This is a genomic window from Mucilaginibacter sp. R-33 (assembly GCF_049949235.1).
GTDB lineage: Bacteria > Bacteroidota > Bacteroidia > Sphingobacteriales > Sphingobacteriaceae > Mucilaginibacter.
In genome coordinates this window covers 4432929-4448660 of the sequence record NZ_CP188089.1, presented here as the reverse complement: position 1 = coordinate 4448660, position 15732 = coordinate 4432929, and the positions used below count along the sequence as shown (strand labels likewise).

The following is a 15732-nucleotide window of genomic DNA, read 5'->3' as shown; positions in this document are numbered from 1 at the left end:
AATTATAATACAAATTTAAAGGGACATTGGTTGGCGGCACTTGATGTAGGTTAAGAAAACAGCCCCCTCTAAATCTCCCCCGGTAGGGGAGGCTTTCAGCATTTGAAGCCCTCCCTGCCTGGGAGGGTTTGGGTGGGGCTACCTCTTCCTTACCATTTCACTCTTCATCCTACTAAAAAACTCGGGCGTTACACCTATATAGGAGGCTATTTGTTTTTGTGGGAGATGATCTATTAGTGTAGGGTAGCGCTTGCAAAAATTATTATAACGTTCTTCGGCAGTTAAGCTTAAACTATCGATCAACCTCTGCTGGCTGGCTACCAAAGAATTTTCGGTAAGGATCCGGAAAAAATGTTCAAACTTTGGGATTTGTGTGTATAGTTTTTCCTGATTTGCTTTTGAGAGCAGCAGTACATCTGTATCTTCCAATGCTTCGATATTCTGGATACCGGGTTTTTGCGAAATTAGACTATACATATCGGCAATCCACCAATCGGCAGGGGCAAAGTTTAACACGTGTTCGATACCACTTTTATCTACGGTATAGCCTCGCAAACAACCGGCCGTTACAAAAGCCGAATACTTGCATATCTCACCATAAGTAAGCAAAAACTGTTTTCGTTTTATTTTTTTAGGCTGTAAATAAGCCGTGAAAATTTCCTGTTCTTCGCGGGTTAGATGAATGTGTTTTTCGAGATTGTTAAGTATCAGATCAAACGGCATATGCAAAAATGTGGTTTATTTAGCTTATTTATCGAAGAATGGGCAATTAATCTATCCTGTTTTTTACAGGTACAGGGCATTATTTAATAATTTTTAAATTAGCTTTATCAACCGTAGTTAAGCCATGCCAAAATATGCGCATGTTATGCTTATAAAGCGGTATGGATAGCAAAAAATTATCAATATGATTGTGAATGGCTTTTTAACCAAGGCCTGAAGCATAAACAAATAAACCTGGAACGCATTACCAATTACTGCGTTAATTGATTTTAAAGATAAGTTTTATGGTGAAAAATTATTTTTTAACGATCTGCCTGTGTGTTATTGTCGCTTCGTTTGTTAATGCGCAGCAAAAATTTAACGGTCTTGATGTTGGGCTCGGCAACCTTTATCGTACGTCTGACGCTAAGACACGATCTATCAGCCCCGAGAACTTCACCGGCGAAAAAGGTAAAGGCGGCATGGCCACAACAGGCACCGGTGCCAATGCCTCGCGCGATCTGGGCCAGACCTGGAAAGTAAGCCCAAGTGTTGTCATCAAAAAGCATACAACTTTTACCGTCGCTGAAATTAACGGATCGGGCGCTATCCAACATATCTGGATGACGCCAACCGGCAACTGGCGCTATTCCATAATCCGTTTTTACTGGGACGATGAAACTACCCCGTCAGTTGAGGTGCCCGTGGGCGACTTTTTTTGTATGGGTTGGGGTAAATATGCGCCGGTAAGTTCCCTTGCCGTTGCAGTAAACCCTGGCAGTGCATTTAATTGCTACTGGCCAATGCCGTTCCGTAAAAAATGCCGCATTACTATGGAAAATATCGACGATGCGGATATGGTGCTGTACTACCAGGTGGATTATACGTTGACCGATGTACCCGAGGATGCGGGCTATTTTCACGCGCAGTTTCGTAGGGTAAACCCGTTACCTTATAAAAAAGATTTCGTTTTGGTGGATAGTATCAAAGGCAAAGGGCAATATGTTGGTACTTACATAGCTTATGGCTCAAACAAAAATGGATGGTGGGGCGAAGGGGAGATCAAATTTTTTATGGATGGCGATACCAAGTTTCCTACTATAAATGGAACAGGGACAGAAGATTATTTTTGCGGATCGTATGATTTTGATACCCGCCATAAAGATGCCAATGGGAAAGAAAAACCGGGAACAGAGTACACCGAATTTTGCAGCCCTTACAGCGGTTTACCCCAGGTGATCCGCGGCGATGGGCACTATGAAATTGCACAACGTTTCGGCATGTACCGCTGGCATATTGTTGATCCTATCCGCTTTGAAAAAAGCCTGAAGGTTACCATACAGGCCCTGGGTTGGCGGCACGATGGCCGGTACATGCCCCTGCAGGATGATATCGCTTCAACCGTGTTCTGGTATCAAACCGGCGAACATGGCCCTTTCCCTAAATTCCCCTCAAAAGACGAACTGGAAGTAAACTAATGAAACTATATAAACTTGCCAAAGGCAGCCTATTGCAACATAACGGTTCATCATATATTATTGATGATGAATGGGATAAACTGATCAACCGGGATGGTTTAGCGGCTTACCTGGAATCGATCACTGCCGATACTACGGCTTTAAGCGCCGAGGTGGAGAATGAATATCTGAACGGCAATATTCTGCCGCCTATTGGCAGCCAGGAAGTATGGGCCGCCGGCGTAACTTATTTACGTAGCCGTGATGCCCGTATGGAGGAGTCAGAAACAGGCGCAAGTTTGTATGACAAGGTTTATGACGCAGCCCGCCCTGAGCTTTTTTTCAAAGCGCTTGCACATCGGGTATCCGGGCACAACGGCGAGGTTTACATCCGCAAAGACTCGGATTGGGACGTGCCGGAGCCTGAGCTTACACTATTTGTGAATAGCGATGGTAATATCCAGGGATATACCATTGGCAATGATATGAGTTCGAGGAGTATTGAGGGCGAAAATGCTTTATATCTGCCGCAGGCTAAAGTTTATGAAAAAAGCGCCGCACTTGGGCCATGCTTATATGTTACTTCATCGCCCATTCCCGGCGAGACAGTGATCAGCATGAATATCAAACGTGATGGCGAACTGGTTTTTAAAGATGAAACTACCGTATCGCGGATCAAACGCTCCTTTACAGAACTTACCAGTTATTTGTACAGCGAATGTGATTTTCCTAACGGATGCTTTTTAATGACGGGTACCTGCCTGGTGCCGCCGCCAAGCTTTACTTTGCAAGCCGGTGATGTTGTGGAGATCAGCATTGATCATATCGGTACGATGGTGAATGTGATCGGCTTAAATCCTAAACATAAATAACCGGCATATGCAGCTTTTTAAAAAGTCATCATTAGTTTTGCTGCTTACCGGTTTAGCGTCATGTACCATGCGCAACCCTCAACTACCCATGAAAGGTACTTTTGGATCTGATCTTGATTTTTTAAAAACAAAGGATAGTGTTATCGTTTTAAAAGACGACAGCGGTTTAGGGCAGGTCATCGTATCGCCCAAATACCAGGCAAAGGTTTTTACCTCAACTGCTGATGGCTTAAATGGCAAAAGTTTCGGATGGATCAAATACGAAACTTTCGACCTGAAACAGCCCGACCCACATATGAACGCTTTTGGCGGGGAAGACCGTTTATGGCTTGGGCCGGAAGGCGGACAGTTTTCGCTTTTCTTTAAGCCCGGCACCAAAATGGAGTTTGCCAATTGGCACACCCCGGCAGCGGTTGATAATGAAAGCTGGGAGTTGATATCCAAATCGGATAAAAAGGTATCGATGAGCAAAAGCACACATTTGCAAAATTATGTCGGTACTGATTTATCAATTAAGCTTGAACGTGACGTGGAGATTATGGAGCCGAAAGCAATACAGCAGGCTCTTGGTATTGATGCCGACACCTCTGTAAAATCAGTTGGCTTTAGTACAGTAAATTCAATCGTTAATACAGGTAATAACGCCTGGAATGAAGCTACAGGCGCCCCATGCCTTTGGAATTTAGATATGTTTACGCCATCGCCAAAAGTGGTGATCGTAGTACCGTACCATGAAAAAGCTACCGGCAAAGTAGCTACCACCAATTATTTTGGTGAGATCCCGAAAGACAGGGTTAATTATAAAAATGGCATCCTGTTGTTTAAAGCTGATGGTAAAAGCCGTGGCAAGCTGGGTATTCCACCTCATCGTGCAAAAAATATGGCAGGCAGTTACGATGCCGAAAACGATGTTTTAACCATCACTATGTTTGATGTGGCTAGTACAGCATCCTACTTAAACCAGGAATGGAAAACTGATACCGCGCCTTACAGCGGTGACGCGGTGAATGCTTATAACGATGGACCACTGGCCGATGGTAAACAAATGGGGCCTTTTTATGAGATAGAAAGCGTATCTCCCGCCGCGTTCCTGAAGCCGGGCGAAAAGCTAACACATAAACATAGCGTATTCCATTTTACCGGTAATAAAGCCGCATTAAATAAAATAGCATTAAAAACGCTGGGGATTTCACTGGATGATATTTCAGCAGCATTTAAATAACAGATCAATATATAATCAACCATAAACACTAATGTCAAAAAACAACGCCCTGTTCGCAGTAGCATTAATTACTTCCCTGTTCTTTATCTGGGGGTTCGCGCTCAATCTTAACCCAATCTTAATTCCGCACTTAAAAAAGGCTTGCCAGCTTAATGACCTTCAATCCTCACTGATCGATTCGGCATCCTATATTGCCTATTTCATATTACCTATTCCGGCCGCACAGTTCATGAAAAAATATGGCTACAAGGGTGGGATCATCTTAGGTTTGATACTTTTTTCAACAGGAGCATTCCTGTTTTTCCCTGCTGCGGCGGTACGTAACTACGCGTTCTTTTTAGCAGCGTTATTCATTGTATTTTCGGGAGCGGCCTTTTTGGAAACGGCAGCTAATCCTTATATAACGGTATTAGGTGATCCGGCTGGTGCTGAAAGAAGGATAAACTTTTCACAATCATTTAACGGATTGGCTGCTACCTTAGCTCCGCTTGTAGGTGGTAATTATATTTTATCGGGCAAAGTGTTAACAGATGCGGAATCAAGCAAAATGTCGCCCGAGCAGCTGAATGAATATCTTAATCATGAAGCATCGTCTGTACAAATTCCTTTTGTGGTAATTGGCGCAGTGGTGCTTGTAGTTGCATTCTTAATTTATCGCACGCACTTCCCGCCAATTGTTGAAGAAACCAGTGAGGAGGCAGTTAACGACAACCGTTCGCTTGGTGTAAGGATAAGCGAGCTGCTGCACGTGAAAAGTTTAAGGGCCGGTATCTTTGCTGAGTTTTTATATGTAGGGGCACAGGCTGGTATAAGTAGTTTCTTTATCCGCTATTCAGAAAAAGTAGCCGGATTCGCCGAAAAACCGGCTTCTTTTTACCTCACTATAGCTTCTGCAGGTTTCATGGCAGGCAGGTTCATTGGTACATTACTCATGCGTTATTTTAACCCGGTTAAACTGCTCATCACTTATGCGATTATTAACATTTTCCTGATAGCTATGGCTGTAACGCTAAAAGGCGAAGTGGCTGTTTACGCGTTGATGTGTACCTGGTTCTTTATGTCGATCATGTTCCCGACTATTTTCTCGTTAAGTATCCGTGGCCTGGGCGCTAAAACCAAACTTGGTTCATCATTGGTGATCATGGGGATTGTGGGCGGTGCTATATTCCCGGTAATCATGGGACGGGTTTCTGACGCAACACACAGCATTCAATGGGCTTACGTTGTGCCCGGTATTTGCTTTTTTGGCATCTTGCTCTTTGCCATCAATAATCACAAAGTTAAGAAGCTGGTAATGGCCGGCAGTCATTAATATATCTATCATACTAAAAATGAATTTACAACTTACAGATAAGGTAATTATAGTTACCGGCGGCGCCAAGGGCATAGGCGAAGGCATAGTGAAAGTGTTAGCTGCCGAGGGTGCTATCCCGGTTATAGTAGGCCGCGGTGAGGCTGATAACCTGAAAACGGTTGAAGCTGTAGCAACAGCGGGGCATAAGGCATACCAGGTAGTAGCCGAACTTACTGATCCCAAAGCATGCGAAAACGCAGTTAATGAAGTAATAACAAAATTTGGCCGTATTGACGGATTGGTAAACAACGCCGGTGTTAACGATGGCGTTGGCCTGGAAAGCGGTGATTACGAAGGGTTCATGGCCTCTCTGCATAAAAACGTGGTGCATTATTACCTGATGGCGCATCATGCCCTGCCCGAACTAAAAAAATCAAAAGGAGCCATCCTTAACATTACCTCAAAAACTGCCGATACCGGCCAGGGGAATACCTCGGGTTACGCGGCATCAAATGGTGGCCGTAACGCGCTTACCCGAGAATGGGCGGTTGAGCTTTTGAAATATGGCATCCGTGTAAACGCACTGGTAGTAGCCGAATGCTGGACACCGCTTTACGCTAACTGGATCAAGACCCTGCCCGATCCACAGGCAAAGCTGAAAGAGATCGAAGCAAAGATTCCATTAGGCAACCGCATGACTACGGCCGAAGAAATTGCTAATACTGTTGCGTTTTTATTGTCGCCGGTATCAAGCCATACTACCGGTCAGCTAATTTATGTTGATGGTGGTTATGTGCATCTGGACAGGGCGCTGGCTAATGCGTAAGGGATTAATTTATTATAAAATCGTCATTGCGAGGTACGAAGCAATCCCCAACTTACAGAGCCGCTCTGTATAGCTCGCGATTGCTTCGTACCTCGCAATGACGTTTTATTAATATGAAATAGTTTATCCTTACAACGAAAACCCCTTCAAATACTCTTTTCCCTCCGTACCCCAATCTTTCATGGCATTTTGCAATACGGTCATGAAGCTCTTGTTAGTAGCTGCTTTGCCTTTTTTGGGTGCTGTTAATGATTTTTCGTCGATAGGCTGTTCAGTAACTTTAGTGGCAAACCAGGTTACGTTTTCGTGCGGGAGAGCTACGCCTAATATCATCCCTGGCAAGCCATTAAATGATTCGGGACCGCCCGAAACAGGGATTTCTTCAGTATAAAAGGCGACTACATAAATCGAATCAAGAATCAGCCCGTTAGCCCGGCGACATGGATAGCCGGCAATTTCACGGGTTTCGCCGGTAAGTTTCCATTTGATATGACGGGTGGTGTCTTTCACTAAAAAGGTTTCTTCAAATACACTTTTTTGGCTGGTGCTCATTCCTGTATTAAAGTCAGAAAATACAGTGCTGTTTTGAGCCGTCATCATTGGCTCACTCCAGTAACCGGCTGTTGGTGTTTCTGGTTCAACAGGTGTAAACAGCGTTTGGTTATTGCCAAACTTCAGGGTGCTTTTTAATATCTTAAACTGGGGTTTGGTTTTTTTATATTGTTCATACCTGGGCTGGTACCACATTTCGTTATCTTTATTAATGGCTTTTTGCAGCATAGCCCATACATTTGAGGTTTTGTTATACTCAATGGTACCGTGAAAAGTAAAATGCTTATTGCCCTGCGCACGCAAAAGGTTCGCACTTAATAGCAATATGGTTGTTAAGGTTAAAATCTTTTTCATGATAGGTTATTTTTTAGGTGCACCGCCTCCAACTTTGTTAAAATCCCAGGTAAGGGAAAACATAAAATATCTCCTGATAGTGGTATAACGTTCCTGTGTAAGCACATTGGCCGATCCTGTGCGGTTATAGCCGGTATTCTGATTTAGCAGGTCATTGCCGGATACGGTAGCTTTCAAAGCATCTTTCATGAATGTTCTTGATATGTTAGCATTCAGCAGGAACCTTTTAAAATCTTGCGGGAATGATTTTGTAGGGGCGTTATAGGTATAATTACCGTCTGAGCCAATCTGGAATTTGCCAGGCAGATAAATATTGAACCCTCCGTTAGCATTAAACCCGCGACCGTTATTATTCAGTACAGTATTAAGTGATGAAGAGTTGATGTTATAGGTAGGCCCTGCCGACATCCAGGCATCATACTTTTTTTCCTTGTATTTAGATAGCCTGATATTCCCGGAATAGCTGTATGATTTAGTTTCGTTAAGTACGTTGTTTGACAGGTTATAGTATGTATTGCCGTTACCATTAAGTCCAAGCCCTGCATTAATATCCAGGCCGGGGATCTTTCTGTCAAAGTAAGCATTAACCCAAAAATTGCTGGTTGATTTGTTTTTAAGGTTTGACGATTGATAAGTGCTGATACCGGTAGTAGTATCGCGCGTTACATTGCTCACGATAGGGTTACTGGTAGTTGAGTATGAGCCACTGATCCAGATATACTGGTTGCTGATCACCTTGTACGAGTTGTAACTGATATTATACCTGTTCGTAAAGGACGGCTTTAATCCAGAGTTGCCTACCTGTATATTCAGCGGATCTGTATTTACGCGTACGGGCTGGATCTGGTCAATATTGGGCTGTGTGGTATTCCCGTTGTAGTTCAACCTTAAGCTTGATTGTTTAGTGAATTTGTACTGGAAGGAAGCCTGGGGATACCAATTGGTAAAGTTACGCACCAAATCGGCCATCCGTCCAAATTCATCAACCTGCTTAAACCTTACTCCAGCCACTTTTGTACCGAAGTTGAACGAGTATTTCTGTTTTTGTACATTAAATACCATGCCCCCCTGGTTTGACAATTGATTCAGTTTATAATCGCTGCTGTAAATGTTATCGAGTATATTATAAGGTCCGCTGCCTGCATCTTTATTGAACGTGCGCCTGTCGGCAGTAGCGTTGTTTACCGATAGGGCATAGCTAATGGCGAGGGTAAAATCCTTGGCCAGTGGTTCGGTATAAGTTACATTGGTATTGATATTGGTGCTTTGGGTTTTATTTACCTTGTACTGATCGATGGTGTCTTTGCTTACATAGGTACCAACCGAGTCATAAAACCGCGTGTTTGACTTTAGGAAGCCTTTAGAGTCGCTTTCGTTGAAAGCGGTTTTAAAGTTTACAGAAAGCGTACGGCTTTTCTTTTTAAACTTTTTGGTGTAGAAGGCGTTGGCGTTAAATACTTTGCCGTCAACATCGGCGCTGTTTTCACGGTCATTGCTGTTGATGAGGCTACCGTCAAGGCGGCGGGTTTGGGTAGCAAAATTGCTCCTGGTATTGCTGTTTTTTAAGGTTCCGTCAGCAGTGATCTTCAGGTTTTGCATCGAGTCGAGCTTTACCTGGTAATTTACATCCAGCTTTTGGCGGAACATGTAATTGTGATTGTTTTGGTCGCTATTGGTGTTTGATATGTTACCCGGGAAGTTATTTTGCTGCTGGGTGTTCTTGGTGCCATCAACGGTAAGTGAACCTATTTTATAGTTTGTGTTAATAGATTCCTTATCATTGTTCCATTTCGTGTCATAATGTGCGCCACCGGTACGGGCTACAGGTTTACCTTCGCCATTATACCTGCCGTCAAAACTATCCAAATCATCACCGCCGCCTCCGAAAATATAAATACCGCCATCGTCGCCAAACTCCATATTGCCGCCGCCGCCGTATTTGTTGTTATCTTCCCAACCTAAACCTGTTTTGCCGGTGTTGCCGAGGGTGCCATAAACTGAAAACTTCTGCTTTCCCTTAAAGCGGTTAAATAAAGCCTGGCCCTGGTAGTACCCATCAGTACCTATGCCACCGTCAAGTTTGCCGAAATAGCCGTTCTTTTTATCTTCCTTAAGTTTAATATTGATGGTTTTATCTTTTACGCCGTCATCAATACCCGTAAAGGCAGCCTGATCGCTCTTCTTGTCATAAAGCTGTACTTTATCTACCATATCGGCACGCAGGTTTTTGGTAACCAGGGTTGGGTCATCGCCAAAAAACTCTTCGCCATCAACCAACACTTTTTTTACCGTTTGGCCTTGTGCCGTGATCTTGCCGTCTTTATCCACCTCGATACCTGGCAGCTGTTTTAGCAGGTCCTCAACCTTTGAGTTGGGCTGGATATTGTAGGCAGCCGGGTTAAACTCGGTGGTATCGCCCTTAATTTTGATGGCAGCCGCTTTTCCTTTTACAATCACTTCCTGTAAAAGACGCTCTTTAAGCAGCATGCTGATTCGGCCGAAGTTGTGTGTGGTGTGTGCAGAATCTAAGGTGAAATGCTCTACAAAATCTGCATAACCGGGGTAAGTGGCCAGTACAATGAACTTGCCCTTGCTTAAATTGTTAATGGCAAATGTACCATCCTCTTTAACACGGGTAAATTTTTGAAGGATGGAATCTTTAGCAGTTATAACGCTGATGCTGGCGTTTGCTAATTTAGAATTAGAAACGGTATCGGCTATTGTGCCTTTAATGCTGTAATTGGTTTGGGCTGACAAGCTTACTGTGCCCACAAGAAATAGCAGTACTCCAATAATTGTGATTTTCATAAGGTCGATTATGAAAGCCAAAATATAACTAAATAGTTAGTTGTGCAAGCGATTTAACATTTTATACTGTAGATTTAACATTTCATCGCCAAATTTTAACATTTGGTCGTGGATGGATGTGTTAAATATGGGAGCCTGTGTATGGGCATGGACCGGTACACCAATAATAACGCCGGTAATACTGGTCGGGATGGCCTCCAATAAAATTATTGCGGGTTCGATCTAATTGCACATTCATCGGCAAACAGACGGCCGAAATGATGAAAATCCCCTATCTGCGGTACTCAAAAAATGTATAATTTAGCATATTATTCTAACCTGAATGCTGTCCTGATCAGCAAGTTTAAACATGTATTATAAATGGTGGAAAAAAGTAAGGTTTTAATGCTTTCAAAAAGGGCATGTAAGCTTGTATTGCTTTTTATTATACTGCTGTCTGCAATGGAGAGCAGGGGACAGGGGTTGCAGTTTGGTTCAAATGACAGCCTGATGAGCAAGCGCACCTCTTACCAGGTTTTTAAGGATGATCTGCCAACCTTTCATGATCGCCTGGTGATTGGTTTCGACCTTTCATTGTGGGATAATCAGCACCTCGGCTATATTTTAAACTTAACCGACGATAAGGGTAACTCCTACAGCCTGAGTGCGATTTACAATCATGGTTCGTTGCTCAATTTCAATATTGATAGCCGGAGTAATAAACTCAGCATCCCCCTTGCCGATACTATGCTGAAACGGCGTAAATGGTTTAAGGTGATTGTTGATCTTGATCTCAAAGGCGATAAAGTAGGCATATCCATAAACGGAAAATGGTACCGGGCAGCAGGATTAGGTTTTAACGGTAAAATAACCGCGAAGATCACCTTTGGCAAAAACGAACATTATTCGGATGTGCCGAATATGGCCATTAAAAATCTGGTTGTCAGCAACGATGATAAATCCTATACCTTTCTGCTTAGCGAATGGACCGGGAATGATGTTTTTACGGTTGACGGAGATAATCTGGGGCACGTTGATAACCCGGCATGGCTTATCAACGAATCGTACTTTTGGAAACAGAAATTCGTGCACACTTTTAACGAGGTTGCGGGGATCAACTTTAATGAAAAAAATGAGCAGTTCTTCATCTTCAAAAATGATTCCCTGATGTTTTATGATGCCGGGCGGGATGCAGTAGGAACAAAACCATTCAAAAATAAACTAGCAGTACCCTTGCACCTGGGCAAAAGTATTGTAAACCTTAAAGAGAATGAATGTTATTTGTATGAAGTGCTCAGGGCCCCGCAGCCCGCTCCAAGTATCGCGTCCTTTAACCTGGACAGCCTTAGCTGGGACTTTTATGGTAAGGCGACCATAACGGAGCAAAGACATCATCATAATATTTTTTACGATAAGGACTTTAACAACTTTTACCTGTTTGGCGGGTACGGCTCTTTTAAATACTACAATAACTTTTTTAAATACGATAAAGCTACTGATACCTGGCAGCAAGAAAGTTTTACCGGCGATGTGATCACCCCCCGGTTCTTTTCGGCAGCAAGCACAGCTGATCAAAACAACGATGTTTACATTTTTGGGGGCTACGGCAACCAGTCGGGCAACCAGGTAGTAGGCGGGATGCACTATTATGACCTGTACCGGGTTAACCTGGGTAAGCATAGCATAAAAAAACTCTGGGAGATCAAACCGGATGAAGAAGCATTTGTACCGGCCAATAATCTTATTGTATCAAAAGATAAGCAGTTTCTTTATGTGCTATGCTATCCGCACGAACGGCCTAAAACGAGTTTACGTCTGTACAAATTTTCAATAAAAGATGGGTCGTACCAGGTAGTAAGCGGTACCATCCCGGTTGTGTCCGAACGGATAGAAACTGACCATAACCTGTTTTACAATGCTAAGCAGGATGTATTTTATTGTACTACCCAGGAGTTTGAAACACCCTCCCGGTCTACCATAAAAATCTTCGCGCTTACTGCGCCGCCTGTGAGCCAGGAAGCATATATGGCCGCCCACCAGCCCAAAAGCAAATCTTTTACTTTATACAGGATATTGGGTGGCGCGTCTGCATTTGTATTGTTATGCGGAATTGTGGTGTTTTTCTTAAGGCGGAGAAAAGATAACGATGAGCCTGCTGCTGTTAACGAGGAGCGTATTGGCGAACAGAAAATTGAAACTGAAACAGGTAACAAAGCTAACGCTGTTTACCTCCTGGGCGAGTTTACTGTTTATGATAAAAATAAGCGGGATATTACTTACCTGTTCAGTCCTAAGATCAAGCAGTTGTTTATTCTTATTTTGTTAAACAGCCGTGAAAAGAATGGTGTGGTATCAAAAAAAATCTCCACTACGCTATGGCCGGATAAGGATGTGGTCAAAACTAAGAATATTCGCGGTGTAACCATCAATCACCTCCGTAACATACTTTCGGATATAGATGGCCTGGAACTTGCCTTTTTAAATGATACCTATAGTTTTATCAGCACTGAAGATTTTTATTGCGATTATTTTGTGGTGAGGGAAGCACTTAAACAAACCAATGTTGGAGAAACCGTTGTGTTCAGTTACCTCGACTTAGTTGCCCGTGGCGGGTTGTTGCAGCATATTCCTGAAATTTGGCTTGATGATTTTAAGCAGGAGTACGAAGAAGCGCTGATGCCGGTTATTTTGCCGGTAATAAAAAAGGCTTATGATGCTTTTGATTATAAAAAAGCGCTGGAGATCTCCCGCATCGTGTTGAATATCGACCCTTTTAATGATATCGGTATTAAGTTTAAGCTCAAAGCCCTGAGGCGTACTAAAGGCATTGAACATGCCCGGAAAGTTTATGAGGAGTTTAGCGCTGAATATGAAAAGTCATTAGGCGAAGAATACCCGGTCCCTTTCGAAAAGATCTGTTCTAATAAGTCTGATCCGCGCTGATAATGACCTTGTAATGAAGGGTTTTTTGTACGTAAGCTGAAAGCAGAATGCATAAATCTGAAGGTCAATATATTGATTATCAATAATCTTAATTATTTAATAGACTCATTTTATAAGAAAATGATTGTTTTACAAATAAATTCTACTAAACATATAGATTTAATAGAATATTTATATATTTGCAACAGATTAGTTTGCAAATGGGGTTCATTTTAAACTAAATGGCAGGAGCTGGCCGGCAGCAAATGGATGGTTCGATTCCACCCCTGCATCTCTTCTCATCTCATGATTTATGTTTTATAATTGGTTAGCAAAAAGAGTATTCCTGCCCATCAGGAACTCTTTTGCCTTTTTTGAAATTGCAACTGATTTATAATTGTTTTTAAGTAGAGACGCATTACATGTATCTCCGATTGGTCAACTGTTTTGCACAATTGTTGCACCGTAGTGATTTGCGTGCGGGGGAGACGCAAATGACGTTTCTATATTTAAAAATGTTTTTGAACAGCTACGATCAGGCAAATCTTAGCCAAAAAGGCTACTAAGAAATGTTTTATGGGATAAAATACTTATTAAAAAAATTTAAAAAGTTCTTTTAATTCAAATTTTGTTTTAGTAAGTTTGTATTGATAATGCACAGCATATTATTATACGCACTTTACTTTATTCTCATGTCGGTGAGGATAAACTTTTTTTGTTAATTGGTTTGATAAAATCCTCGCCCTTGGCGGGGGTTTTTTGTATTACGACTTTTTTAAACTTTAACATATAGGTTCTGAACAAATTATGGCACGATTAAATTTATTGGAAGAGACACGTTACGAGAAGTTACCGGTAAGCGTTTACAACAACCAGCAGGAAGCCTCGGTAGCGGTAGCGAACCGGATAGCAGATCTGATCCGCGCAAAACAAGCCAAAGGTGAAAAAGCGGTATTGGGGCTTGCCACCGGTGTAACCCCGATAGGGGTTTATGCCGAACTGGTAAGACAGCATAAAGAAGCAGGCTTGAGCTTTAAGAATGTGATCACTTTCAACCTGGATGAGTACTACCCGATGAAACCCACAGCAGCGCAAAGCTATGTGACATTCATGTACGATAATTTGTTCAGCCATATTGATATAGATAAAGCCAATGTTCACATCCCTGATGGTACTTTGGATAAAGACGAAGTTGTTGCGTTCTGTTTAGCCTATGAAAAGCAGATAGAAGAATTGGGCGGCTTAGACCTTCAGATCCTGGGTATCGGTCGTACAGGTCACATCGGTTTCAACGAGCCGGGTTCGGCACCAAACTCAGGAACGAGGATGGTTACTTTAGATGACCTGACCAGGCGTGATGCGGCCCGCGATTTTGGTGGTAAAGCCGATGTGCCAACCAAGGCGATCACGATGGGGATCGGTACCATCTTCAAAGCCAGGGAAATCATCCTGATGGCCTGGAACAAGAAGAAAGCGCCGATCATCAAGAAAGCCGTAGAAGGGGAGATCTCGGGTGAAGTACCTGCAACTTACCTGCAACTATCACAACATGTGGAGTTTGTACTGGATGCAGATGCTGCATCAGAACTGACCCGGTTTGATACCCCATGGCTGGTGAAAGATTGCGTGTGGGATAACCAGTTAAAGAAAAAGGCTGTGATCTGGTTGGCGAATGAGGTTAACAAACCGGTACTGAAACTAACGGAAGAAGATTACAATAACCACGGCATGGCCCAACTTGCAGTAGAGCAGGGCCCTGTATACAATATCAACATTGATATCTTTAACCAGATTCAGCATACCATTACCGGCTGGCCGGGTGGCAAACCAGATGCCGACGATTCGCAAAGGCCGGAAAGGGCACTGCCTGCCAAAAAGAGAAGTATCATTTTTTCACCACACCCGGATGATGACGTAATTTCGATGGGCGGTACATTTATCCGTTTGGTAGACCAGGGACATGATGTACACGTAGCCTACCAAACCTCGGGCAATACCGCGGTGTGGGATGATGATGTGCTGAGGTACATGGAATTTGCTATCGACTTTACGAAGAGCATCGGCGAAGACACCACGCATCTTCAAAAATCATATGAAGATATGCGTGCCTTCTTCCCAACCAAACAACCAAACGAGATCGATACGCAGGAGATCCGCAACGTAAAAGGCTTCATCAGGAAAACAGAAGCGATTTCAGGTGCAAGGTATGCCGGTTTACAGGATGATCATATCCACTTCATGGCCTTGCCGTTTTACGAAACCGGTAAGACCAAAAAGAACTCGGTAGGTGAGGAAGATATTCAATTAACCATCGACCTGCTTCAAAAAGTAAAACCACAGCAGATCTTTGCTGCCGGTGATTTTGCCGATCCTAATGGTACGCACTTAGTATGCTTCAAAATCATCTTAGCTGCACTGGAAAGATTGAAAGGTAAAGAAGCCTGGGTAGAAGACTGCTGGCTGTGGATGTACCGTGGTGCATGGCATGAGTTTGAAACATACGAGATAGAAATGGCTGTTCCACTTTCCCCACAGGAGGTAATTCGTAAACGTAACGCCATCTTTAAACACCAGTCGCAGAAAGATACTCCGGTATTCCCGGGTGATGATGCAAGGGAGTTCTGGGTACGTGCAGAAGACCGCACCCGTGACACAGCCCAACGCTATGATCGTCTTGGCCTTGCTGAATATGAGGCAATGGAGGCGTTTGTGAGGTATAAATTCTAAGTGAAATATTTATATGT

Annotated in this window: 10 protein-coding genes; 7 read left to right on the top strand and 3 right to left on the bottom strand. The window is 43.1% G+C overall.

What is annotated here, in order from left to right; translation table 11 throughout:
* Nucleotides 1-138: 138 nt before the first annotated feature.
* A complete protein-coding gene (locus ACP26M_RS18270; protein WP_373612495.1) occupies nucleotides 139-723 on the bottom strand; it encodes a Crp/Fnr family transcriptional regulator in 585 nt (194 codons plus the stop codon).
* Between the two features lie 284 nt (nucleotides 724-1007).
* On the opposite strand from ACP26M_RS18270, the gene ACP26M_RS18265 reads away from it, so the two are divergent.
* From ACP26M_RS18265 to ACP26M_RS18245, 5 genes are read left to right on the top strand one after another with little or no spacing between them, the layout of a single operon-like run.
* On the top strand, nucleotides 1008-2180 hold the full coding sequence (locus ACP26M_RS18265; RefSeq protein WP_373612496.1) for a glycoside hydrolase family 172 protein: 1173 nt from the start codon (nucleotides 1008-1010) through the stop codon (nucleotides 2178-2180).
* Nucleotides 2180-3031 carry a fumarylacetoacetate hydrolase family protein gene (locus ACP26M_RS18260; RefSeq protein WP_426582097.1) on the top strand — a complete coding sequence of 284 codons (852 nt, stop codon included), beginning with the start codon at nucleotides 2180-2182 and terminating at the stop codon, nucleotides 3029-3031. Before ACP26M_RS18265 ends, ACP26M_RS18260 begins: the two co-directional genes overlap by 1 nt.
* Before the next feature lie 7 nt (nucleotides 3032-3038).
* A complete protein-coding gene (locus tag ACP26M_RS18255) occupies nucleotides 3039-4253 on the top strand; it encodes a DUF6786 family protein (protein ID WP_426582095.1) in 1215 nt (404 codons plus the stop codon).
* Nucleotides 4254-4284: 31 nt separating this feature from the next.
* Nucleotides 4285-5565: an L-fucose:H+ symporter permease gene (fucP, locus tag ACP26M_RS18250; RefSeq protein ID WP_426582093.1), complete on the top strand. Its 1281-nt coding sequence runs from the start codon at nucleotides 4285-4287 to the stop codon at nucleotides 5563-5565.
* A 19-nt stretch (nucleotides 5566-5584) separates the two neighbouring features.
* Nucleotides 5585-6373, top strand: a complete 789-nt coding sequence (locus tag ACP26M_RS18245; protein WP_426582091.1) for an SDR family oxidoreductase — start codon at nucleotides 5585-5587, stop codon at nucleotides 6371-6373.
* A 129-nt stretch (nucleotides 6374-6502) separates the two neighbouring features.
* Here ACP26M_RS18245 and ACP26M_RS18240 read toward each other — a convergent pair whose 3' ends face one another.
* Nucleotides 6503-7279, bottom strand: a complete 777-nt coding sequence (locus ACP26M_RS18240; protein ID WP_426582089.1) for a GLPGLI family protein — start codon at nucleotides 7277-7279, stop codon at nucleotides 6503-6505.
* 6 nt (nucleotides 7280-7285) lie between these two features.
* The gene (locus tag ACP26M_RS18235) at nucleotides 7286-10087 is read right to left on the bottom strand and encodes an outer membrane beta-barrel family protein (RefSeq protein ID WP_426582087.1); all 2802 of its coding nucleotides are present in this window, start codon (nucleotides 10085-10087) and stop codon (nucleotides 7286-7288) included.
* A 441-nt stretch (nucleotides 10088-10528) separates the two neighbouring features.
* Between ACP26M_RS18235 and ACP26M_RS18230 the strand changes: the two genes are divergently transcribed.
* Both ACP26M_RS18230 and nagB read left to right on the top strand, forming a co-directional pair.
* A complete protein-coding gene (locus ACP26M_RS18230; RefSeq protein WP_426582085.1) occupies nucleotides 10529-13009 on the top strand; it encodes a Kelch repeat-containing protein in 2481 nt (826 codons plus the stop codon).
* 786 nt (nucleotides 13010-13795) lie between these two features.
* The gene (gene nagB / locus ACP26M_RS18225; RefSeq protein WP_426582083.1) at nucleotides 13796-15715 is read left to right on the top strand and encodes a glucosamine-6-phosphate deaminase; all 1920 of its coding nucleotides are present in this window, start codon (nucleotides 13796-13798) and stop codon (nucleotides 15713-15715) included.
* The last annotated feature ends 17 nt before the right edge of the window (nucleotides 15716-15732 follow it).

Excerpts from the sequence above, each read along its gene's own strand:
- ACP26M_RS18230 (WP_426582085.1), top strand. The coding sequence starts at position 10,529 with ATGGAGAGCAGGGGACAGGGGTTGCAGTTTGGTTCAAATGACAGCCTG.
- ACP26M_RS18245 (WP_426582091.1), top strand. The coding sequence starts at position 5,585 with ATGAATTTACAACTTACAGATAAGGTAATTATAGTTACCGGCGGCGCC.
- ACP26M_RS18265 (WP_373612496.1), top strand. The coding sequence starts at position 1,008 with ATGGTGAAAAATTATTTTTTAACGATCTGCCTGTGTGTTATTGTCGCT.
- ACP26M_RS18270 (WP_373612495.1), bottom strand. The coding sequence starts at position 723 with ATGCCGTTTGATCTGATACTTAACAATCTCGAAAAACACATTCATCTA.
- ACP26M_RS18260 (WP_426582097.1), top strand. The coding sequence starts at position 2,180 with ATGAAACTATATAAACTTGCCAAAGGCAGCCTATTGCAACATAACGGT.
- ACP26M_RS18235 (WP_426582087.1), bottom strand. The coding sequence starts at position 10,087 with ATGAAAATCACAATTATTGGAGTACTGCTATTTCTTGTGGGCACAGTA.
- nagB (WP_426582083.1), top strand. The coding sequence starts at position 13,796 with ATGGCACGATTAAATTTATTGGAAGAGACACGTTACGAGAAGTTACCG.
- ACP26M_RS18255 (WP_426582095.1), top strand. The coding sequence starts at position 3,039 with ATGCAGCTTTTTAAAAAGTCATCATTAGTTTTGCTGCTTACCGGTTTA.
- fucP (WP_426582093.1), top strand. The coding sequence starts at position 4,285 with ATGTCAAAAAACAACGCCCTGTTCGCAGTAGCATTAATTACTTCCCTG.
- ACP26M_RS18240 (WP_426582089.1), bottom strand. The coding sequence starts at position 7,279 with ATGAAAAAGATTTTAACCTTAACAACCATATTGCTATTAAGTGCGAAC.